The sequence below is a fragment of the Microbispora rosea genome, assembly GCF_900156315.1.
In the GTDB taxonomy this organism is placed as follows: Bacteria; Actinomycetota; Actinomycetes; order Streptosporangiales; family Streptosporangiaceae; genus Microbispora; species Microbispora rosea.
This window is the reverse complement of sequence record NZ_FTNI01000020.1, coordinates 50,534-72,312: the sequence shown is the minus strand read 5'-3', so window position 1 is coordinate 72,312 and position 21,779 is coordinate 50,534. Positions and strand designations below refer to the sequence as shown.

The following is a 21,779-nucleotide window of genomic DNA, read 5'->3' as shown; positions in this document are numbered from 1 at the left end:
CGGGCGCGGTCGCACGCCGGTTTTTCAGAGCGGTTCCGCCGCGGTCTCGCGAAGGGACATCGCCGTCCTCCCCGGTGACAGGCCGGTGTGCTCGGCGGCGAAGGCCAGGATGTCCGCGTTCAGGTCGCGTTCCTTGCTCGCGGGCGAGGCGGCGTGGGCCGTGTCGGGTTCCCGGCGCATGAGGATCGGCCTGTCTCCGCCGGTGGCATGCTGGAGGGCCGCGCACATCTTGGTGACGTGGGCCTCCCCGGTCTGCAGATCGGTCACCGCGCCGGCGAAGAGGAAGGCGGGATAGGGGGTCCCGGGCGTGACGTGGTGATAGGGCGAGTACGCCAGGAGCCATCGGAGTTCCTCGGGCCGTGAGGCGCTGCCGAACTCGTCGGTCCACGTGCATCCCAGGCCGAAACGTTCGTAGCGCACCATGTCGCAGAGCGGGCCTTCGGCGACGACCGCGGCGAACAGGTCCGGTCGCCGCATGGCGGCGGCGGTGACCAGGAGACCGCCGGCCGACTGGCCGTATATCGCCAGTTGGTCGGGCGTGGTCCTGCCGGTCTCGATCAGCCAGGCCGCGGCGTCGGTGAAGTCGCTGATCGCGCGGTGTTTGCGGGGTCCTCGGCCGGCGTCGTGCCAGCGCCGGCCCTCCTCGCCGCCTCCGCGTACGCAGGCGACCGCGTAGGTGCCGCCGGCGCCGACCCATGCGGCCGCCAGAGGGAAGAACCACGGGCGCATCGGCATGCCGAAGCTGCCGTAGCCGTACAGGAGGGTGGGGCGCGGCCCCTGGTGTTCCTCCTCAGGAGTGAACAGGAACAGCGTGATCTCGGTGCCGTCTTCGGCGCGGCAGCGCACGTCCAGGCTGCGGATCCCGGGAGTGCGCCCCGCTGTGGCGGCGCCCGCCTCCGGCTCCGTCTCACCGCGTACGGCGTCGTAGCGATAGACGGTGGGAGGTGTGGTCGCGTCGCAGTAGCTGAACCACGCCCGGTGACCGTGGGGCACGCCCGTGCGCAAAGAGGACACCACGCCCGCGCCCGGCACGGGCAGCCGGGTGAGCGGCCGGCCGTCGGCGAGGTCGTGCAGCGTCAGGGCGGAGGTGCCGTGGCGGGCGCGCGCCACCAGCAGGAGGGGCCGCACGAGCGCCGGGCCGTCCAGGACCACGCACTCGTCGAGGGGAGCCTCGGGATCTTCGGCCACCAGTGTGCGCCAGGCGTCCGGGCCGGGGTCGTGCCGGTCCGCCACGCACACGCGGCCGCACGGAGCCTGATAGTCGGTGACGAGCAGCAGGGTGCCGTCCGCGAGGAAGCGCGGGAGGACGCGGGCGCCGATGGCCTGTCCGTCCACGACCTTGACGAGACGCGGGGCCGCCGGATCGGCGAGTTCCGCCACGTACACGTCGTTCTGCACGGCGGGCCCGGCCATCGCGGTGACGGCCAGATGCCGGCCGTCCGCGCTGACCGTGAGCCCGTAATAGTGGTCGGGGGCGTCCTCGCCGCCGAAAACCACCGTGTCGGTCTGCCAGGGCGAGCCGATCCGGTGCAGCCGGACCCGCCGATGCAGCCGCATGTCGCCGGAGGCCAGCTCCTCGCCGGGGACACGGCTGACGTAGTAGAAGGCGTCCCCTCCCGGGAGCCAGGCCAGCGAGGTGTTGCGGGCGCGCGGCAACGGCCCGTCCACCACCTCGCCGGTACGCACGTCCAGCACGATGATGTCGCTGCCGGGCTGCTCGGCGACCTCCGTCTGGACGGCCACGCGCTCGCCCTCGCGGGACGGCCACCAGGCGTACAGCCCGGTGTGGCCGGACGGATCGATGTCCGCCGGATCGACCAGCACCCGTCTTTCGCCCTCGCCGTCGACGACGAGCAGGCGCCGCTGTTCGTCCCCGCGGAGTTGCTCGGCGAGGAACATCAGCGAGCCCCGCACCATCGGGGGCTCCGACACCCCGAAGGAGGACATCTCATCCACCAGAGACGCCCACGAGTCCTTGTCGCGCCATTGCTCGCGGCACGCGAGGAAAAGGCGATCCTGGGCCGCCGCCCAGTCCCGCACGCGCGCGTCGTCGCCGTCTTCCAGCCACCGATAGGGATCGGACAGCGGGATTCCGAACAGTTCCTCCACCAGATCGCTGCGCCGAGCGACAGGGTAGAACAATCGCGCCATGAAATCCCCCCGCCTTCAACAGATCCCCGTGACGGGTCGAGGCACTGCGGCCCGCTTGTGCCGCAGTACCTCGATTCACTCGGTTACGACTCGCCGCGGAGAATGTCCGCCTGCCAGCCGCGTACGCCGCCGATGCGAGCAGCGGGAGTGGAATCGCGATACGGCAGGTATCCAGTCATGTCAACCCCCTGGATCCGGTGATTCGCCCGATTTGAGCGATTACGACGGCAACCGTCCCCGCGCCCGGGATCGATAAACACCCGCGCCGGCTCCCGGCCCTCGGCATCGGGAGGCGAAGAGCCGTCAATCATCCCGCCGTTAAATTCGCCGAAAGAAACGAAGGCGCACGGAAATGCCGGTGGAGATCAATCTCATGCGACGGCAATTCACATCCTTCCGAGATAGATCCCCGGGCCGGCGGCGGCAGGGGTGCGGCTTCACCGGCACCACCCGGATCGCGTACCGCGGTCCCCTGTCAAAGCCTCTGGACGGCGGGTGAAAAGCTGTAGAGGTCCATCCGCCGGCGGAACGGGGCCATCACCATGAGGGATATCGGTGCGGAGAGCCGCCGCAGCGGGACCGAAGACCTCGACCAGGCGGCGGCCACCTTCGAGAGCGTGCGGCCACGCCTGTTCGGAATCGCGTACCGCATCCTGAGCAGTGCGACCGAAGCGGAGGACCTGCTGCAGGACGTCTGGCTGCGCTGGCAGGCGTACGACCGCGGCACCGTGACCGACCCGGGGGCGTTCCTGGCGACGGTGACCACGCGCCTCGCCATCAACACCCTGCAGTCCGCCCGGGTCCGCCGCGAGACGTACGTCGGCCCGTGGCTCCCCGAACCCGTCGACACCAGTAACGACCCCCACCTCGGCGCCGAGCGAGGCGAGGCCCTCGGCTTCGCGGTCCTGCTCCTGCTGGAGAAGCTCTCGCCCACCGAACGCGCGGCCTACGTGTTGCGAGAGGCGTTCGACTATCCCTATCGGCGGATCGCCGAGATCATCGAGGCGAGCGAGGCCGCGGTGCGGCAACTCGTCAGCAGGGCGCGCAAGCGCATCGGCTCCGAGCGCCGGGCACCGGTGACGCGGGCAGAGCAGCGCCGGCTGCTCACCGCCTTCGTCGCCGCCGCCCGCGCCGGCGACCTCGCCGCGCTGGAAGAGCTCCTCGCCTCGGACGTGATCAGCTACTCCGACGGCGGTGGCGCCGTCCGAGCCTCGCGCATCCCCGTGGTCGGCGCGTTCCGGGTCGCGAAGTACATCAGAGCGTTCGCGGACCGGTTCTGGGCCGGGGTCGAGGTGGAATGGGCCGACGTGAACGGGCAGGCGGCCGCTCTGCTGCGCCACGACGGCGAACTGTTGGCGGTCGTCACCGTCGACGCCTCCGACGAGGGCATCGACCAGGTGCTCTGGCTGATGAACCCCGCCAAGATCGGCGCACTGTCGGCCGCGAGCTGACCGCGTTCGTATCGTCGCGGTCCGGGCGGGTTCCGGTCCGCCCTCAGGTGGGGAACTCGACCCTGGCGAGCTGCTCGGAGACGGTCCACAGCCGGGCCGCGTCGCGCTCGACCTGGACCGACTTGTAGAGGGACAGCTCCGCCGGCCCACCGGTGAACTGGCCGAGGCCGTCGGGACCGTAGAAACGGCCGCCTCGCGCCTGTGGGCTGGTGGCCGCGTGCAGGGCCGGTTGCAGCCCGGCCTCGACCGTCTGCACGAACAGGCCCAACCGGAGCAGCCCCTTCATGATCCTCTCGTACGGCGCGGGGCGGGTGCGGCCCAGGTTCGGGCCGGACGCGTAGAGGTTGGTCAGGGTCGTGCCGGGATGCGCGACGTTGCTGACGACGCCCCACCCGCCGGCCGTGCTGCGCCGGTCCAGTTCGAGCCCGAAGAGCAGGTTGGCCAGCTTCGACTGCCCGTACGAGCGGACCGGCGAGTATTTCCGCTCGCTCTGCAGGTCGGCCCAGTCGATGGCGGCGGAGCGGGCGGCGCTGCTGGACATCGTGGTGACGCGTGCCCCTCGGAGGCGCAGCAGCGGCAGGAGTCCCGCCACCAGCGCCATGTGGCCGATGTGGTTGGTGCCGAACTGCAACTCCAGGCCGTCCGCGGTGGTCTGGCGGGTGGCGGGAGCCATGACACCCGCGTTGTTGATCAGAATGTCGATCGCGCGGGCCTCGCGCCGAAGAGTGGCGGCGAGTGCCGCGATCGATTCCAGCGACGCCAGGTCGAGCTCGCGCGTGGAGACGGCGGCCTCCGGCACCGCCTCGTGAATCTTCTGGACGGCGGCGGCGCCCTTGGCGGGATTGCGGACCGGCAGCACGACCTCGGCCCCGGCCCGGGCCAAATGCATGGCCAAGCCGAGACCGAGCCCGTCGCTACCGCCCGTCACCACGGCCACCTTGCCGGTCAAATCGGGCACCTTCACGGCATCCACTGCACACCTCCTGGTCAACAGAGAGTTTCGGTCTGCCGACAAGACAGGACGGAACCCCCGTCTGTGACACGCGTGAGCCGCCGACCAGCGACGTTCGCCTACAGCCGCGCGCCGAGCTGCCGCCACACCAGGCACAGGTCTCCCAGACTTCGCAAACATCATCCTCTTGGGCAAATACACACAGTATCTAGGCATATACCGAGAGTTGTGATGACATGGGGGCCGACCGCCCGGCCCCGCGCCGGGCGCGCCAGGTGGACCCCGGCCGGGACACCAAGCCGACGGCGAAGTGCCGAGACGTAGTGGACCTGAGCAGGAAGGGCGACATGAGCGCGGACGACCCGACAGCGGAACAGGCATGGCCGGAGCACGCGGCGGCGGTGGTGGGCGTGGGATGCCGGCTGCCTGGGGGGATCGAGAGTCTGGACGGGCTGTGGCAGGAGTTGTGGCAGGGCGCCGACCTGGTCGGCCAGATCCCGCCGAGCAGGTTCGAGGCCGATCGGTTCGTCGACGACACCATGCCGAGGCCGGACAGGAGTTACACCCGTGCGGGGGGCTTCCTCGACGAGGACATCACCGCCTTCGACGCCGCCTACTTCGGCATCTCCCCCAAAGAGGCCGCCACGATGGACCCGCAGCAGCGGTTGCTCCTGGAAATGGCGGTCGAGGCCATGGACGACGCGGGCATCGATCCGGCGGTGCTGGCGGGCACGGACACCGGGGTGTTCATCGGCATCTCGGATCCCGCCTACGGCACCATGCAGGCGTTGGAGCCGGGGGCCATGGGCCCGTACTCGATGTCGGGGGCGACCCTGTCCATCGCGGCCAACCGGCTGTCGCACTTCTTCGACCTGCGCGGGCCGAGCATGAGCATCGACACCGCGTGCTCCTCGTCGTTGACGGCCGTGGAGCGGGCCTGGCGGTCCCTCGCGGAGGGGTCCAGCCGGGCGGCGCTGGCCGGCGGGGTGAACGTGCTGCTCAGCCCGGGCCCCTTCATCGGTTTCAGCCAGGCCTCGATGTTGTCGCCGACCGGCCGGTGCCGGGCGTTCTCCGCCGACGCCGACGGGTTCGTACGGGCGGAGGGCGGCGGTGTGGTGGTGCTCAAGCGCCTGGCCGACGCGATCGCCGACGGAGACCGCATCCACGGCGTCATCGTCGGCGCCGCCACCAACAACGACGGCCACACCATGGGGCTGGCGTTGCCGAACGCCGAAGCCCAGGAAGCCCTCTTACGGCAGGTCTACACTACGGCGGGCATCAGCCCCGACGAGATCGTGTACGTGGAGGCGCACGGCACCGGCACCCAGGCCGGGGATCCGGCCGAGTGCGAGGCGCTCGGCCGGGCGCTGGGCAGCAGGCGCACGCGCGGAGCCCTGCCCATCGGCTCGGTGAAGTCCAACCTGGGGCACCTGGAGCCCGCCTCCGGCATGCCGGGGCTGTTCAAGGCCCTGCTGGTGCTCCGGCACCGGATGATCCCGCCCTCGTTGCACACCGCCACGCTCAACCCTCGCATCGACTTCGACGCCCTGGGGCTGAGCGTCACCGTCGAGCCGCGACCGCTGGACGAGGCAGGCGAGCGGCCCGTGGCCGGAGTCAACTCCTTCGGATTCGGGGGCGCCAACGCTCATGTGGCGCTGGCCGCACCGCCCGCGCCGCCGCCATCCGTCCCGAGGGCCGCCGGGGTCGGACCGGCGACGCCCCCCGCGGGAGCGCTGCCCGTGGTCGTGTCCGCGCGCAGCCGGGCCGCGCTGCGGGAAGCCGTGGGACGGACCGCCGCGCACCTGACGTCACTCGATGAACGGGATTTCTACGACGTGGCCTACACCGCGGCGCGGCGGCGCGGCGGCCACCGGCATCGCGCCGTCGTGCTGGCCGACACCGCCGCGGCGGCGGCGCGGGCGCTGGCGACCCTGGCGGAGGCCCCGGAGCCGACCGGCGCCGAAGGCGAGTCCGGTGCGAGCACGCGGCTCGAAGCCGGGGACGCGGCGATGGCGGGAACGGTGGCGGCGGCGGAGGCGGTGGAGCGCGGACGGGTGGCGTTCGTGTTCTCCGGCAACGGTTCGCAGTGGCCCGGGATGGGCGCCGACCTGCTGTCCGACGCGACCTTCCGCTCGGCCGTGGAAGCGGTCGACGCCGAACTGTCCGGTCGGCTCGGCTGGTCGGTGCTCGACGAGCTGTCCCTGCCCGCCGATCAGTCACGGCTGTCGGCGACCGAAGTGGCGCAGCCGTTGCTGTTCGCCGTCCAGGTCGGCCTGGTGGAAATGCTCAAGGCGGCGGGCGTACGGCCGGGAGTGGTGATCGGCCACAGCGTGGGCGAAGTCGCCGCCGCCTACACCTCCGGCGCCCTGTCACTGGCCCAGGCGGCGCAGGTGATCTCCGAGCGGGGCATGGCGCAGTCGGTCACCCGGGGGCAGGGCCGGATGGCCGCGCTCGGATTGCCCGAGGCCGCGGCCAGGCAGATCCTGGCCGGCTATCCGCAACTGGAGATCGCGGCGGTCAACTCCGACCGCGACGTCACGATCGCCGGACCGGACGGATCGCTGAAGTCATTGTGCGAGGACCTCTCCTCGCGCGAGACCTTCTTCCGGGAGCTGGACCTGGACTACGCCTTCCACAGCGGCGCGATGGATCCGGTGCGGCAGCCCCTGGCCGAGGGACTCGCCGGGCTGCGGCCCTGCCCGGCGCACATCCCTCTGGTGTCCACCGTGACAGGCGAGCTGATCCGGGGTTCGGAGCTGAACGCGGCGTACTGGTGGCGGAACGTCCGGGAACCGGTCCGGTTCGCGGCGGCGGCCGAGCGGGTGCTCGGCGACGGCTTCGACGTGCTGCTGGAGATCGGCCCGCACCCGGTGCTCCGCTCGTACCTGCGTCGCATAAGCGGCACGGCGCGGGTACGCGCTGCCGTCGTCACCACCTTGCGGCGCGACGAGCCAGGCCCGGCGCGTGTCCGCCGCGCGGTCGCCGAACTCGTCGCGGCCGGTGCACGGCTCGACTGGGACCGGTACTTTCCCCGCCCCGGCGCGGTGCGATCGCTGCCGGCCTATCCCTGGCAGCGCGAGCGGCACTGGATCGGGGGCCCCCAGACCTGGGTGCGGACCAACGTGGACACGACAATCCAGCATCCGCTGCTGGGACAGCGGATGCCGGTGCTGGACCCCACGTGGCAGGGGGAAGTCGACCGGGTGCGGGTGCCCTGGGTCGCCGACCACCGGGCCGGCGGCGCCGCCGTGATGCCGGCCACCGGATACGTGGAGATGGCCGTCGCCGCCGCCCGGCTCACCATGCCGGACGCCGAAAAGGCGGTGGAGGTCGACAGGGTCGACATCAGCCGGGCCATGGTGGTGCCCTCGCAGGGCGCCGCCGCTCCGGTGTACGCGCAGACGTCGCTCCACGCCGAGACCGGAGTGGTCACCGTGGCCAGCGCCGACCGGCAGGCGGAGCAGCCCCGCGAGCACTTCCGGGCCCGGGTGCGGCCCCTGCTGCGCCGGGTCCCGCCGCCGCTGGACGTGGCCGCGCTGCGCGCTCGCATCCGCACCCCTGTGGACGTGCCCGGCTACTACGCACGGGCCGCCGAAGGGCACATGGTCTGGGGGCCGGAGTTCCAGGTCCTGACCGAGCTGTGGACGGGCGAGGGAGAGGTGCTGGGCGCCTACTCGTGCCCGGAGCAGGGGCAGGGGCGCTACCACATCCACCCGGTGGTGCTGGACAGCGCGCTGCAGGCCGGCGTGCTGTGGCTGGTGGAGTCGCTGCGATCGGGCCGCGGCTACATGCCCGCCGCCATCGGCTCCGTCCGCCTGTGGGGAACGCCGCAGGCACAGGGACTCGTGCACGTGCGGGAACGCCCCAGCAGTGCCGAGGAGGTCTGCTGGGACATCGTGGTCGCCGACGAGGACGGCCGGATCGCCGCCGAAGTGGAGGGCTGCCGGTTACGCCGGATGCCCGGCGTCCACATCACCCCGGCCACCCGCTACGAGGTGGCGCTGCGGGCCGCACCCCGGGCCGGCGTCCCGGCCGAGCCGTGGCCGGCCCCCCGCCCCGGGCAGATCCTGTCCGGGGCGGCCGAGCAGATCGACCGGCTGCGTTCGGCGTGGCACGAGCTGGACTACCCGCGGTACGCGGCACGGCTCGAAGAGGTCTTCGCCCACACGCTGGCCGGCGCACTCGGCGAGCTGACCGCCGAGCGTCCGAGCGGCGTCGAGGAACTGATCGAATCGTGCCCGGGGGCGCACCACCGGCGGATGCTCCGCGCGGCCCTGCCGCTGCTGGAACAGCACGGACTGCTGGAGCGGCCGGCCGATGGCGGCCCTCGCCTGCTGCCGACGGGTGCGGACCCGCGCGAGCCGCACCCCCACCTCCACGGTGACCTCCACCGGGACCTCCACCGGGACCTCCACCGGGACCTCCTCGCCCGGGGTGCCGCCTTCGCCGCTCAGACCGCCCTGTCCGTACGGGTCGGCCGGTGCCTGCCCGACCTGCTCGCGGGCCGGCGTGCCGGCCCGGACGTCCTGGATTCCGGCGGCGGTCAGGAGCTGATGGAGCAGTTCCACGACGTCGGGCCGGTCAACCTGTTCACCAACCGGATCGCCCGGGCGCTCGTCGGGCAAATCGTCAGAAGATGGCCGGCCGACCGGCCGCTGCGCATCCTGGAAGTCGGTGCGGGGACGGGCGGCACCACCACCATGCTGCTGCCCGTCCTGCCCGCCGACCGCACCCGCTACCTGGTCACCGATCGCGCCGAAGCGGCGTTGACCCGGCTGCGGCAGCGATTCGCCGGCTTCGACTTCGTCGATTACGCCGTCCTCGATCTGGACGCGGATCCGGTCGGGCAGGGACTGACCGCGGGCGGGTTCGATCTCGTGATCGGGGCGAACAGCCTGCACCTGGCCCGTGACCTGCCCGCCGCGCTGCACCACCTGTCCACCCTTCTGGTGCCCGGCGGCCACCTGCTCATCGCCGAACCTCACCGGACGGGGACCCTGCTGCCGTTCCTCGGCGTGCAGGAGGAGTTCTGGGACTTCACCGACCGGCACCTGCGCCCGGCCTCGCCGCTGCTGTCCCGGGAGAGATGGCCGGAGGTGCTGGCGGAGGCCGGCTACACGGAGGTCGTCCAGGTCGGCGACGACGACGCCCTCGCATCCGGCGACTTCTCGGTGATGCTGGCCGCCGCTCCCGCCACCAGTGGGGCCACCAGCGCGGCCGGCAGTACGGCCACCAGCGGGGCCGGCAGTACGGCCACCGCTGCGGCCACCGCCGGGGGCGCACCGGCCACCGCGCACCCCTCGCCGGACGCCGCCGGCACGTGGATCCTCGCCGGTGAGGACGGCACCGGCGCCCTGACCACCGAGCTGCGGGCTCTGCTGCGAGCCCGTGGCGGAGATGTGCTCCACTCGCCGCTCAGCGACGATCCCGACCATTGGATCGACCACGTCCCACCCACCGCCCAGACGGTCACCATCGCGATCGTCCTGGGCGGAGCGGACGACCCGGATCCGGAGGCGGCCGTCGAGCGGATCACCCGGCGGGCCGCGGCGCTGCGGGCCGTCGCGCTGGCGTGCGAGCAACTGCCCGAGCACGTCGCGACCACGTTGTGGCTGGTGGCCCGCCCCTGCGCCGCGCTGCCGGAACCCCGCGTCGCCGACGTCCGGCTCCACCCCGAGGACGCGGCGACCTGGGGCACGACGCGTTCGCTGAGCAACGAGCAGCCACGGCCGGTGATACGCAGGCTCTGCCTGCACCCCACCGGGGACGCCGCGCGGGACGCCGGCCGCCTGGCGGCGGAACTGCTCGACCCGGGCGAGGAGGACGAGATCCTGCTCACCCGCCGGGGACGTTTCGTGCCGCGGCTGATCGAGCCGGGCGAGCACACCCGCGACCTGCCCGTCGGCTCGGGCGAGGCCTATCGGCTCAGGGTGTGCGATCCCGGGCTGTCGTACACGCTGGCCTGGGAGGAGATGCCGATGCCGCAGCCCGATCCCGACGAGATCGTGGTCGAGGTGCGGGCGATCGGGCTGAACTACCGCGACGTCATGCGCGCGGTGAACCTGCTGCCCACCGAGGCCGTCGAAGCGGTCTTCGGCGGGCACGAGCTGGGCCTGGAATGCGCCGGGATCGTCACCGCCGTCGGCGCCGGAGTCACCGGGACGCGGCCCGGTGACCGGGTCATGGCCGCGGGCCCCGTCGGCTTCGCCAGCCACACGAGGGTCAAGGCGTGGGCGGCCGTCGCCGTCCCCGAGGGGATGACCTTCGCCGAGGCCGCCACCATGCCGATGGCGTTCTCCACCGTGCACCATTCGCTGGGCTACTGCGCACGGGTCAGGGCGGGCGAGACGATCCTGGTCCACGGTGGCGCCGGTGGGGTCGGACTGGCCGCGTTGCAGTACGCCCGGTTCCACGGAGCCCACGTGATCGCGACCGCCGGCACCGCCGCCAAACGCGACCTGCTGCTCGCCATGGGCGCCGACCACGCCCTGGACTCGCGCAGCCTGCACTTCGCCGATCAGGTCAAGGAACTGACCGGAGGCCGGGGAGTGGACATCGTGCTCAACTCGCTGGCCGGGGAGGCCATCACCCGGGGCATGGAATGTCTGCGGCACGGCGGCCGGTTCATCGAGCTCGGCAAACGGGACATCTACCAGAACAGCTCCCTGCTGCTGCGCCCGTTCTCCGACAACATCGCGTTCTACGGCGTGGACGTGGGCACCCTCATGTGGAAGGCGCCCGAGCTGATGGCGGAAAGCACGGAGCAGGCGGCGCCCCTCTACCGGTCCGGGGACTTCCGGCCGCTGCCCCACACGGTGTATCCGGCCGCACGTGTCGCGGACGCCTTCGCCATGATGCGCTATTCCCGACACATCGGAAAGGTCGTGGTGTCCTTCGACCCACGCGACGAACCCGTCGCCGTCCGGCCCCAGCCGGCGGAGCCGCGCCTGGATTCTGAGGGGACCTACCTGGTCACGGGCGGCCTGGGCGGGTTCGGGGCGGCGACGGCTCGCCGCCTCGCCCTGCGGGGTGCCCGCCACCTGGCCCTGGTCGGCCGCCGGGGGGCCGAGTCGCCCGAAGCCCCCGCCCTGATCGCGGAACTGGAGAGGTCGGGGGTCCAGGTCCGCGCGTACGCGGCCGACGTGGCCGACCGCGACGCCATGCGGCGGATCCTGCACGACCTGGACGCGGGCGGCCGGCCGCTGCGTGGCGTCGTGCACGCGGCCATGCACCTCGACGACGGCCCGCTCACCGACCTCGGCGACGACCGGATCCGAGCCGTGCTCCACCCCAAGGTCGCCGGCGCGATGGTGCTGGACGAGCTGACCCGGGATCGGCCCCTCGACCTGTTCGTCATGTACTCCTCCCTCACCACCGTCGGCAACATCGGTCAGACGTCGTACGTCGCCGCGAACCTGTTCCTGGAGGCGCTGGCCCGGCGACGGAGCCGGCAGGACCTGCCCGGATTGACGGCCTGCCTGGGCGCGCTCGCGGACACCGGGGTGCTGACCCGGAGCAGGCAGGGCGAGGCACTGACCAAGGCCGGGATCCCTCCGATGTCTTCGGGGCAGGCGCTGGACGCCGTGGAGCGCATGCTCGGCGAGCGCGCCGACGTGGCCGTGGTGGGCCGCTGCGACTGGGGCCGGTTGCGGCAGGTCCTGCCCAGCCTGCAGCGTCCGTGGCTGTCCCTGGTGCTGCCGCCCGGTGCGGAACAGCAGGCGCCCGACCTGCAGGCGCTGCTGGCCGGGATGACCTACGAGCAGGCGTACGCGTGCATCACCGAGCAGATCACCGGCTTGTTGTCCGCGGTCCTGCTCGTCCCCGCCGACCAGATCGCCGACGACCGGCGGCTGGACGAGTACGGACTGGACTCCCTCATGGCCACCGAACTGCTGACCTCGATCCGGAACCGGTTCGGCATCGACATCCCGCCCATGGAGCTGATGCGCAGCGGCGGGACCGTCGCCGACATCGCCGGGAGCCTGCTCATCCGTCTCGGGCTGCGCGGCGACCAGCAGCCGGCCGGTGTGCTCGCCCGCGCGGGGGCGGCGGCCTGAACCGGTGACGGCGGGACCCGTGCCCGCGGCGCCGTCCGCGGGCACGGGCCCCGTCCTCCATCTCGTCCTCCGTCCCCACGCCGTCCGTCCAGGTACGGCGCGCACGACCGGCCCAGAAGATCGGCCCAGAAGATCGGCACAGAAGATCGGCCCAGAAGATCGGCACAGAAGGTCGGCCCAGTTCGGCACAGAAGACCGGCCCAGAAGACCCGCCCAGAAGAGAGGCCTTCGTTGACCCTGCACACCCGGCTGACCGGGGTGGCCGCCCACCTGCCCGAGACCACGCTGAGCACGGCCGAGCTGGAAGAGCGGCTCGCCGAGCGCAATCCGGCACTGGACCTCCCCCGAGGGCTGATCCACGACCACAGCGGAGTCCGGCGTCGGCACATCGCCCCTCCCCACGAGAAGCCGTCCGACCTGGCGGCGCACGCCGCCCGCCGGGTCCTGGAGGAGGGCGGCCTTGAGGCCGCCGACCTCGACCTGCTCATCTACGCGGGGGTGTCGTCCGACGCCGTCGAGCCGGCCACCGGGCACATCGTCGCCGCCAAGATCGGTGCCGACTGTCCGGTCTTCGACATACGCAACGCCTGCAACAGCGTGCTGAACGCCATCCAGGTGGCCGACGCGCTGATCTCCGGCGGCCGTCATCGGCGGGTCCTCATCTGCTGCGGGGAGCTGCCCACCGCCGGCACCCCGTGGACCCTGTCCAGCGCCGAGGAGTACGTCACCGTCGCCGCGTCCTACACCGTCTCCGACGCCGGCGCCGCGGTGCTGCTGGAGGCCGGCACAGAACCGGGGGTGCTCGCCCACCGCTTCTCCGCGTACTCCGCCGGGTGGCCGGCGGCGGTCTCCGCCGTGGACAACCTCACCAGCGACCCGTGGGCGGACCGGCCCACCATCGGGCCTCTCACCGTCGACTCCGCCCAGCTGGTGCGGGGCTTCGAGAACATCGATTACGCCGTCTTCCACAAACCTCTCGCCGATCTCGGGCTGACCTGGGACGACTTCGCGGCCATCTGCGTGCACCAGGCGTCGCTGGCGACGTTGTGGTGGTTCTGCGACCAGGTGCGCATCCCGCAGGGCAAGGTCGTCGTCACCATCGCCCAGCACGGCAACCTCGTGGCCTCGACCCTGCTCGTGCAACTGGCGCGAGCGGTCTCCTCGGGGCGGGTGCGGCGCGGCGACCTGGTCGCCCTGGTCGGCCTGGCCAGCGGGGCCAGTGCCGGAATCGTCGTCGTGCGGTGGTGATCCCGTGAGTGCACAGGCGACCCCTCCGAGCGGCTCAGGCCCCGCCGGCCCCGCCGGCCCCGCCGGCCCCGCCGAGCCGCCCACGCCTGTCGAGCCGACCGAGCCGACCGAGCCGACCGAGCCGACCGAGCCGATCAGCGATCTGATCGTCCGCGCCGAGCGCTGGTTCCGCGAGCAGCCCGACGTCATCGCCTGCCAGGTCGGTGGCCGCACCCCGGCGGCCACCACCTACGGGCAGTTGTCGCGATCGGTGGACCATGCCGTCGCGGCCCTCGCCGAGGCCGGGATCCGCCCGGGCATGCGTACCGGCCTGCTGGTGCCGCCGGGCCCGGAACTGGGCGCGCTGGCCGTCGCCCTGGTGCGGCTCCGCGCGGTGCCGGTGCTGGTCGATCCCGGGCTGCCGCTCGACGCGATCAAGCGCTGTCTGCGTCAGGCGGCGCCGGAGGCGTTCATCGCGATTCCCGCCGTGCAGCTGGCCAGGAGGCTGCTGGGCTGGGCCCCTGACGTCCGCGTTTCCGTCACCGTCCCCGCGCGGCGGCCCCGCGGCCCGGCAGGGACGTCACGCGGGCCTGTACGCGGCAGCCGTCCCGGCGAGCCGGGACGGTGGCCCCCCGCCGGCCCCGACGACCTGGCGCTGATCGCCTACACCTCCGGATCCACCGGCCCGCCCAAGGGCGTACCGCTGCGTCACCGGCACCTGACCGCCCAGCTCGACCTGCTGGGCACGCTGGGGACGGTGCGACCGGGCACGCCGGTGTTGTCGACGTTCGCGCCGTTCGCGTCGGGAGCGGCGGCGTTCGGGGCGACCGTGGTGATCCCGGACATGGACCCGCGGCATCCGGTGCGGGCCGACCCGGCCGCTCTGGTCGCCGACATCCAGCGGTATCGCGTGGCCGGGATGTTCGCCCCTCCCGCGCTGCTCGACCGGCTCGCGCGGCACTGCGCCGCCCGGGGCCTGGTGCTGGACACGCTCGGCGACGTGGTGTCCGCCGGGGCGCCGATGCCGATGCCGGTGATGGAGCGCCTGCGCGGCTGCCTGCGTGACGAGGCGCGCGTGCTGTCGGTGTACGGCGCCACCGAGTGCATGCCGGTGGCCGCGATCGAGAGCCGGCTGCTCGCCGAGCACGCCGCGGCCACCGCCGCCGGGGCGGGCACCTGCCTGGGTGCTCCGCTTCCGGGTGCCGAGGTGCGCGTCATCGCCCTCACCGACGACCCCATCGAGCGGTGGAGTGAGGATCTGGTCGTGCCGTCCGGCACCGTCGGGGAGATCACCGTGGCCGCCCCCACCGTCAGCGATCCCTACCTGGACGATCCGGGGGCCACCGCGCTGGCCCGGATCCGCGACGGAGACCGCGTCTGGCACCGGATGGGTGACGTCGGCCGGTTGGACGAGCACGGAAGGCTCTGGTTCGCCGGACGCAAGTCAGAGCGGGTCCGCACCGCCGGCGGCGACCTGCACACCGACCAGGTCGAACCCGTCTTCGCCGCCGTGCCGGGGGTCCGCCGCACCGCACTGGTCGGCGTCGGTCCCGCCGGCGCTCAGCGTGCGGTCCTGATCGTGGAGTGCGAATCGGGGCACCGGGACGACGCCCGCGTGAAGGCGGACATCCTGGATATGGCGGCCCGGCATCCGCACACCGCCGAGCTTCGGGAGGTGCTGTTCCATCCCGGGTTCCCCGTCGACGTCCGGCACAACAGCAAGATCCGCCGGCACCGGCTCGCCCGGTGGGCCTCGCGACGTGTCCGGGCCGGCCGATGACGAGGGTCCTGGTGACCGGGGGCGGCGGCTTTCTGGGAGAGGCCGTCTGCCGGCGGCTGGCCGCCCGCGGTGCCACCGTCCACGCTCTTCAGCGTCACCGCAGCCCCGCGCTGGCGGCTCTCGGGGTCACCCAGCACCTGGCCGACATCCGTGACCGCGCGGCGGTGCTGGCCGCCGTCGAGTCATGCGAGGCGGTCGTGCACTGCGCCGCGAAGGCCGGCGTACACGGACGGGAGCGGGACTACGAGGAGGTCAACGTGTCGGGGACGCGAAACGTGCTGGACGCCTGCGCGCGCTACGGGGCGCGCCTGGTCCACACGTCCTCACCGAGTGTCGTCCACGACGGGCGGGACCTGGCGGGAGTGGACGAGTCCGCGCCCTATCCCCGCCGTTTTCCCGCCGCCTATCCGCGGACCAAGGCCGAGGCCGAACGGCTCGTCCTCGCCGGTGCCGCCGCCGGACGGGTGACGGCGGTCGTGTTGCGTCCGCATCTCATCTGGGGGCCGGGAGATCCGCACTTCCTGCCCAGGCTGGTGGCGCACCACCGCCTGCTGTGGCTGCCGGGCAGGACCGACAAGACCATCGACACCGTCTACATCGACAACGCCGCCGACGCCCACCTGCTCGCCCTCGAACGGCTACGCCCCGGATCACCGCAGGCGGGCCGGGCCTACTTCATCACGCAGGGCGAGCCCTGCGGTTTCGGGGAATGGCTCAACCTGCTGCTGCGTGCCGCCGGGTTGCCCCCGGTGACACGCCGGGCACCGCTCGGACCGGTCCTGCGGGCGGCCCGGCTGCTGGAGCGGGTTCGACGACTACCGTGGACGCCGCACCTGCCGCCACTGTTGTTCCTGGTGGAGCAGGCATCGACGGCGCACTGGTTCGACATCTCCGCGGCCCGCCGCGATCTCGGCTACCGGCCCCGGGTGAGCATGGCGGAAGGACTGGCCCGGCTCACCGCCCACCTGTCCGGGGGGAACACCCGGTGACCGGATTCCCGGGCTACCCGTTCACCTCCCGGTGGTTCGCCCAGCCGCACCGTGACGGCCTGCGCCAGCACTACCTGGACGAAGGGGCGGGACAGCCGGTGCTGTTCCTGCACGGAAACCCTTCCTGGAGCTACCTGTGGCGGCGGCCGATCCTCACCCTGCGCGAGGAGTACCGCTGCATCGCCCCCGACCACATCGGCATGGGCCTGTCGGACAAGCCGGGAGCCGACCGTTATCCGTACGACCTGGACGCCCGCGTGGACGACCTGGACGCCTTGATCGAACACCTCGTCACCAGCGGAGGCGCCCCCGAACGCGGGTGGACCCTCGTCCTGCACGACTGGGGCGGGCCGATCGGCATGACCTGGGCCTGCCGCCACCCCGACCGGGTCGCCCGCCTGGTCCTGCTCAACACCGCGGCCTTCCCCAACCCGCACGGCGAACGCGTACGTCCTCTGCTGCGGCTGCCGTTCCGGGTGTTGCGCCACACCCGGCTGGGCACCCGTCTGTTCCTGCGCCACAACCTCTTCGCCCGCGGCGCCACCTGGCGGCCGCTGGGCGTCCGGCGCCGGATGCCCGCGCCGGTGCGCTCGGCTTTCCTGGCCCCCTACGACCGGCCCGAGCACCGCGTGGCCATCCAGCGCTTCGTCCAGGACATCCCGTTGCGCCCCGGCGACCCTTCATGGCCTGTTCTGCACGGCACCGGCATGTCGCTGGCGCAGTTCGCCGACCGGCCCACGCTGATCGCCTGGGGACTGGGCGACCCGGTCTTCGACCGCGCGATGCTGGCCGAATGGCAGCGGCGCTTTCCCGCCGCCCGGACGCGCGTTTATCACGGCGCAGGCCACTACCTGCTGGAAGACGCCCACGCCGATCTCGTCCCGGCCATCCGCTCGTTCCTGCGCACCGCGGCTCGCCCGTGAGGCCGCCTCCGGGTCACTCCACCAGCACGCCGAAGACGTAGGTCCCGGGAGCGTTCGGGTTGTCGCCCGCCCAGAACTCCGTCCAGTGGGTGCGGAACTCGTCGCGGGTGAGGTGGCCGTCGCCGTCCAGGTCCAGGCGCGGGAAGATCTCGTCGGTCGCGGTCGGCGTCCCGCTCCACGTCTCGACGAGCACACCGAACTCGGAGCGGGAGATGCGGCCGTCCCCGTTGAGGTCGACGGCCTCGAACATCGCGTCGGCGGTGGCGGAGACGGCGTCCGCCCGGTCGCCGAGGCCGTCCACGACGAGGAGCACCTCGTCGAGAGTGACGGCGTCGTCGCCGTCGGGGCCGGAGGCGGACCGGAGCACCGGCCACCAGCCGGTCATGACGGAGGCGAGTCGCGCCGGATCGACCGATCCGGCGACGGCCGTCCAGCGACGGGCGAGCGCCTGGAAATCGGCCTCGGTCAGCCGGCCGTCTCCGTCCACGTCCATCGCCCGGAACACTCCGCCGACTTTCTTCCGCTGGAACTCACTGGCCACATCCGTCTCCGCTCTTCGGGAAGACTCCATGCTGCCAAGGGGTCACTTTGGGTGACCATATACAGATGGTGACTACCCTGTTACGGCAACAGCGCCCGCGGCCGAAGCCGCGGGCGCCGTGCGTTCCGCGGTCACCGTCACCGGCGTCCGCGGCCTGAGGATCTAGCCCTTCTGGCCCGGCGCCGGGGAGGCCGGTGACTGCTCGTGGGGCAGCAGGTACCGCCAGGAGAGCACGTAGGTCGTCCCCGAGCCGGTCCTGAAGAGCGGCCGGCCGTACTGCTGGCCGGGGGGAACCGCCTTGGTGATCGCGCTCGCCGCCGCCCCCTCGACATCCTCCTGCCAGACAGGATCCACCACGCCAGAAGGCTCGGGAACGCCCTCGGGCCAGGGCGACGGCTTGCCCTCCGCCGACTCGGCCCCTTCGGCGACCACCCGGACGCGGTCGGAGACGTAGCCGGCGCCCTCCGCGGCGGCCCGGTTCGCCAGGCCCTCCATCAGCTCCTTCGCGTCCACCAGCTGCCTCGGGTAGAAGTCCGCAAGCTGTTGCAAGGCCGGGACCCGGACCTCCAGCATCTTCCCGTCCTTGCCCCGTACGCCGAGGACGGTGTCCGGCAGGTCCGTCACTTGCGGAGCACCCGGCTTCGGCGTCGCGGTCGGCGGTTGCCCGGTCAGGTCCTTCTCCATCCGCGCGACCACCTCGCCCGCCTCGGCATCGCTCAGCGTCAGCTGCCTGCTCGCATCGACGATCACCAGGCCATCGCCGTACAGCACCACCCTCGGCGGACGCAGCACGTTCATGGTCGCGGTCACGAACCCGCCTTCCGCGCCCCACACGGCGACCGGCTGCGCCGGCCCGTCGTCGGCCGCGGCCGCCGACGTGTCCGATTCCCCTCCCCCACAGGCCGCGGTCAGCGCCATCACCGCCATGAGCAGGATCATTCGTAGTCTCATGCTCCCCACCACGTAAGCGCCCTCACCTTGGTTCATCCTCGCGCGGCTCCGTTCGGACATGGGCCTTCGAGGGACGCGTACGGGGTTTCGCGGGGGAGTGGTGCGGGGACGGCGTCGCGGCGTGTAGTGTTCAGAGAAACAGGTTGTGTCGAAGTCCCAGTTTGCCTAACAGCGCCTGCGGAGTTATGACAGCGGGCGTTACCGTGCGGAGCAGAGGCTTTCCCAAGGCGGTCGGTCGCAGCAGCCCGGGGATCACATCCGTGGCCCTCGAGATCGTCTAATCAAGGAGAAAGCATCATGGCTCAGGGAACCGTCAAGTGGTTCAACGCTGAAAAGGGCTTCGGCTTCATCGCCCCCGACGACGGCTCTGCGGACGTCTTCGTCCACTACTCGGCCATCGACGCCGGCGGCTACCGTTCGCTGGACGAGAACCAGCGCGTCGAGTACACCGCGGGCCAGGGCGCCAAGGGCCCGCAGGCCGAGCAGGTCCGCCCGCTCTAAGCAACGCTTCACCGCCGATGCCGGGCACACCGAGAGGTGGCCCGTCATCCGACGGCATTCGGCCCCGGGCTCCTCACGGAGTCCGGGGCTTCGTCATGCGGGCGCACGATCTCCAGCGCCCGAGGCCGGCTGGGGACGATCCGCGCGTCCGCCGGGTCGCGCCGGTCGTCCGGGGCGGCAGACCTCCACTGACGCCTCGCCCCGCCAAGGCCCGGCGGAGCGGGTCAGCGGATGAGGGCGCGGGTGAGGAGCCGCTGCAGGACGTCCCGCTCTTCGGGGGCCAGTGGGGCCAGGGGGGAGTTTTCTGAGAGCAACTCGATGAGGCGTTCGCGGAGCTCGGTGCCCTTGGGGGTCAGGACGAGCTGCTTGGCGCGACGGTCGTCGGGGTGTGGATGGCGTTCGAGGTAGCCCTGATCTTCGAGGCGATCGGCGACGAAGGTGGCGTTGGAGGGCTCGCAGCCCATCCGTTCGGCGAGTTCGCGCAGGGTCATGGGGCGGGTCAGCTCGGACAGCGCGGTGCCCTGTGAGGTGGTCAGGCCGAGCGTGGCCGCCCGGACCCGGATGTTGGCTTCGATCTGATTGGCCAGGCCCTTGACCAGCCCGCACAGCACGCGGTCGGTCTGGACTTGGGTCTCGCGCTCGGTTGCCATCGCACAAGTCTACTAAAACTCAAATAGTTGCAGTTATAGCTATTCTAGCTGTAACTTCTGGTTCGTAGCGCCACCCCGGCGACGCCTCTTCACGCACGAGGTAGGACCACATGGCCACGACGACCGATTTCGACCGCGCACGGCTGACCAGCGCACCGCGCGTTCGTTCGCTCCGCCTGGGCGAACTGAAGATCACCTTTGTTCCGGACGGGCTGTGCCTGTGCAAACCGCGCGGCTGGCTGACCGGCGCCACCGACGCGGACTGGGCGGCCAACCGCGATCATCTCGACGACGGCGGCTTCCTGCCCGCAGCCATCGGCGGGCTGCTGGTCGAGCGCCGCCCGGACGGCCGGTTCACCTGGCTCCCCGTCGCCTGACCGTCCGCCACCCGGTGGTGCGATCCCGGGAACGGGCCGCGCCACCGCGCGCCGAGGCCGTCATGACCACGGCCGGGCACCGCAGCATCCACCTTGTCCTCCGGACTCGCCAAACGCCTGGCCGCGCGGCGGAGCCGTTCGCAGGACCCAGCAAGTCGCACAAACCGCTAGAGAAACAGAGAACTGGCATGAAGCACATCAAGCTGGGAGGCCTGGACGTCTCCCGTATCGGTCTGGGCTTGGTATCGATGTCGTACGCCTACACCGGAGCCGGCACGGACGACGCCGAGTCGATCCGCGCCATCCACCGGGCCCTGGAGCTGGGTGTCACCTTCCTCGACACCGCCGAGGTCTACGGGCCGTACGTCAACGAGGAACTTCTCGGCAGGGCGCTCAAGGGCCGCCGCGACCAGGCCGTGGTGGCGACGAAGTTCGGCATGATCTCCCATGCGCACGGCGGGCCAGGACATCTCGACAGCAGCCCGGCCAACATCCGCACCGCCGTCGAGGGCTCGCTCAAGCGGCTGGGCACCGACTACATCGACCTGTACTACCAGCACCGGGTCGACCCGAACACGCCCATCGAGGACACCGTAGGGACGCTGGCCGAACTGGTCACCGAGGGCAAGGTCCGCCACATCGGCCTGTCCGAGGCCGGGCCGGAGACGATCCGCCGCGCCCACGCCGTGCACCCCATCGCGGCCGTCCAGTCGGAGTACTCCCTGTGGACTCGGGTACCGGAGGCACGGGTGCTGCCGCTGCTGCGCGAGCTGAACATCGGCTTCGTGCCCTACTCGCCGCTGGGCCGCGGCTTCCTCACCGGGAAGATCCGCTCCACCGGCGGCTTCGACGACACCGACATGCGCAGCACAATGCCCCGCTTCACCGGCGAGAACTTCCAGCACAACCTGCGCATCGCCGACGAGGTCCAGGCCATCGCCGCCGACGCGGGTGCCACCGCGGCACAGATCGCCCTGGCCTGGCTGCTGACCCGGGGCGACGACATCGCCCCCATCCCCGGCACCAAGCGCGTGGCACGCGTCGAGGAGAACTCCGCCGCCGACGCCGTGGAGCTGACCGCCGAACAGATCGAGAAGCTCAACGACCTTCCCCCGGCCATCGGCGACACCCACGACGAAGCCGGCATGCGTACGCTGGAGCGTTGACCCGGCCCCGTTGCACGAACACGCCCTTGCCGTTCGCGCACGGACGGCATCACCCCCCACGAA

Annotated in this window: 14 protein-coding genes; 9 read left to right on the top strand and 5 right to left on the bottom strand. The window is 72.0% G+C overall.

Annotated features, from left to right (window positions below):
* Positions 1-24: 24 nt before the first annotated feature.
* Positions 25-2,142 (bottom strand): prolyl oligopeptidase family serine peptidase, encoded by a 2,118-nt coding sequence (locus tag BXA11_RS25900; protein WP_159454842.1) that lies wholly within the window; start codon positions 2,140-2,142, stop codon positions 25-27.
* Between the two features lie 551 nt (positions 2,143-2,693).
* Here BXA11_RS25900 and BXA11_RS25895 point away from each other — a divergent pair.
* Entirely contained in the window at positions 2,694-3,602 is a 909-nt protein-coding gene (locus tag BXA11_RS25895) for an RNA polymerase sigma-70 factor (protein WP_076438649.1), read from the top strand.
* A gap of 43 nt (positions 3,603-3,645) precedes the next feature.
* Here BXA11_RS25895 and BXA11_RS25890 read toward each other — a convergent pair whose 3' ends face one another.
* Positions 3,646-4,575 (bottom strand): SDR family oxidoreductase, encoded by a 930-nt coding sequence (locus BXA11_RS25890; protein ID WP_308441057.1) that lies wholly within the window; start codon positions 4,573-4,575, stop codon positions 3,646-3,648.
* 215 nt (positions 4,576-4,790) lie between these two features.
* Between BXA11_RS25890 and BXA11_RS25885 the strand changes: the two genes are divergently transcribed.
* From BXA11_RS25885 to BXA11_RS25865, 5 genes are all read left to right on the top strand, one after another.
* Positions 4,791-12,611, top strand: coding sequence for a type I polyketide synthase (locus BXA11_RS25885; RefSeq protein WP_208865578.1), 7,821 nt, complete (start codon positions 4,791-4,793; stop codon positions 12,609-12,611).
* A 231-nt stretch (positions 12,612-12,842) separates the two neighbouring features.
* On the top strand, positions 12,843-13,859 hold the full coding sequence (locus BXA11_RS25880) for a 3-oxoacyl-ACP synthase III family protein (protein ID WP_076438647.1): 1,017 nt from the start codon (positions 12,843-12,845) through the stop codon (positions 13,857-13,859).
* 4 nt (positions 13,860-13,863) lie between these two features.
* On the top strand, positions 13,864-15,618 hold the full coding sequence (locus BXA11_RS25875) for a fatty acid CoA ligase family protein (protein WP_204053715.1): 1,755 nt from the start codon (positions 13,864-13,866) through the stop codon (positions 15,616-15,618).
* Entirely contained in the window at positions 15,615-16,607 is a 993-nt protein-coding gene (locus BXA11_RS25870) for an NAD-dependent epimerase/dehydratase family protein (protein ID WP_076438788.1), read from the top strand. Before BXA11_RS25875 ends, BXA11_RS25870 begins: the two co-directional genes overlap by 4 nt.
* A complete protein-coding gene (locus tag BXA11_RS25865; RefSeq protein WP_076438645.1) occupies positions 16,604-17,530 on the top strand; it encodes an alpha/beta fold hydrolase in 927 nt (308 codons plus the stop codon). Before BXA11_RS25870 ends, BXA11_RS25865 begins: the two co-directional genes overlap by 4 nt.
* A gap of 13 nt (positions 17,531-17,543) precedes the next feature.
* Here BXA11_RS25865 and BXA11_RS25860 read toward each other — a convergent pair whose 3' ends face one another.
* Together BXA11_RS25860 and BXA11_RS25855 are read right to left on the bottom strand one after the other, a co-directional pair.
* Entirely contained in the window at positions 17,544-18,071 is a 528-nt protein-coding gene (locus tag BXA11_RS25860) for an EF-hand domain-containing protein (RefSeq protein ID WP_204053716.1), read from the bottom strand.
* Between the two features lie 162 nt (positions 18,072-18,233).
* The gene (locus BXA11_RS25855) at positions 18,234-19,022 is read right to left on the bottom strand and encodes a hypothetical protein (RefSeq protein WP_143734518.1); all 789 of its coding nucleotides are present in this window, start codon (positions 19,020-19,022) and stop codon (positions 18,234-18,236) included.
* A gap of 297 nt (positions 19,023-19,319) precedes the next feature.
* Between BXA11_RS25855 and BXA11_RS25850 the strand changes: the two genes are divergently transcribed.
* On the top strand, positions 19,320-19,523 hold the full coding sequence (locus tag BXA11_RS25850) for a cold-shock protein (protein WP_030508742.1): 204 nt from the start codon (positions 19,320-19,322) through the stop codon (positions 19,521-19,523).
* 224 nt (positions 19,524-19,747) lie between these two features.
* On the opposite strand, the gene BXA11_RS25845 is transcribed toward BXA11_RS25850, so the two are convergent.
* The gene (locus BXA11_RS25845) at positions 19,748-20,173 is read right to left on the bottom strand and encodes a MarR family winged helix-turn-helix transcriptional regulator (RefSeq protein WP_076438639.1); all 426 of its coding nucleotides are present in this window, start codon (positions 20,171-20,173) and stop codon (positions 19,748-19,750) included.
* Between the two features lie 110 nt (positions 20,174-20,283).
* On the opposite strand from BXA11_RS25845, the gene BXA11_RS25840 reads away from it, so the two are divergent.
* The gene (locus BXA11_RS25840; protein ID WP_076438637.1) at positions 20,284-20,550 is read left to right on the top strand and encodes a hypothetical protein; all 267 of its coding nucleotides are present in this window, start codon (positions 20,284-20,286) and stop codon (positions 20,548-20,550) included.
* 188 nt (positions 20,551-20,738) lie between these two features.
* Positions 20,739-21,716, top strand: a complete 978-nt coding sequence (locus BXA11_RS25835) for an aldo/keto reductase (protein ID WP_030508739.1) — start codon at positions 20,739-20,741, stop codon at positions 21,714-21,716.
* Positions 21,717-21,779: the final 63 nt, after the last annotated feature.

What these genes read in the sequence shown, in the direction of transcription:
- BXA11_RS25850 (WP_030508742.1), top strand. Translation starts at nt 19,320, where the DNA reads ATGGCTCAGGGAACCGTCAAGTGGTTCAACGCTGAAAAGGGCTTCGGC.
- BXA11_RS25835 (WP_030508739.1), top strand. Translation starts at nt 20,739, where the DNA reads ATGAAGCACATCAAGCTGGGAGGCCTGGACGTCTCCCGTATCGGTCTG.
- BXA11_RS25855 (WP_143734518.1), bottom strand. Translation starts at nt 19,022, where the DNA reads ATGAGACTACGAATGATCCTGCTCATGGCGGTGATGGCGCTGACCGCG.
- BXA11_RS25870 (WP_076438788.1), top strand. Translation starts at nt 15,615, where the DNA reads ATGACGAGGGTCCTGGTGACCGGGGGCGGCGGCTTTCTGGGAGAGGCC.
- BXA11_RS25885 (WP_208865578.1), top strand. Translation starts at nt 4,791, where the DNA reads ATGGGGGCCGACCGCCCGGCCCCGCGCCGGGCGCGCCAGGTGGACCCC.
- BXA11_RS25840 (WP_076438637.1), top strand. Translation starts at nt 20,284, where the DNA reads ATGGCCACGACGACCGATTTCGACCGCGCACGGCTGACCAGCGCACCG.
- BXA11_RS25895 (WP_076438649.1), top strand. Translation starts at nt 2,694, where the DNA reads ATGAGGGATATCGGTGCGGAGAGCCGCCGCAGCGGGACCGAAGACCTC.
- BXA11_RS25845 (WP_076438639.1), bottom strand. Translation starts at nt 20,173, where the DNA reads ATGGCAACCGAGCGCGAGACCCAAGTCCAGACCGACCGCGTGCTGTGC.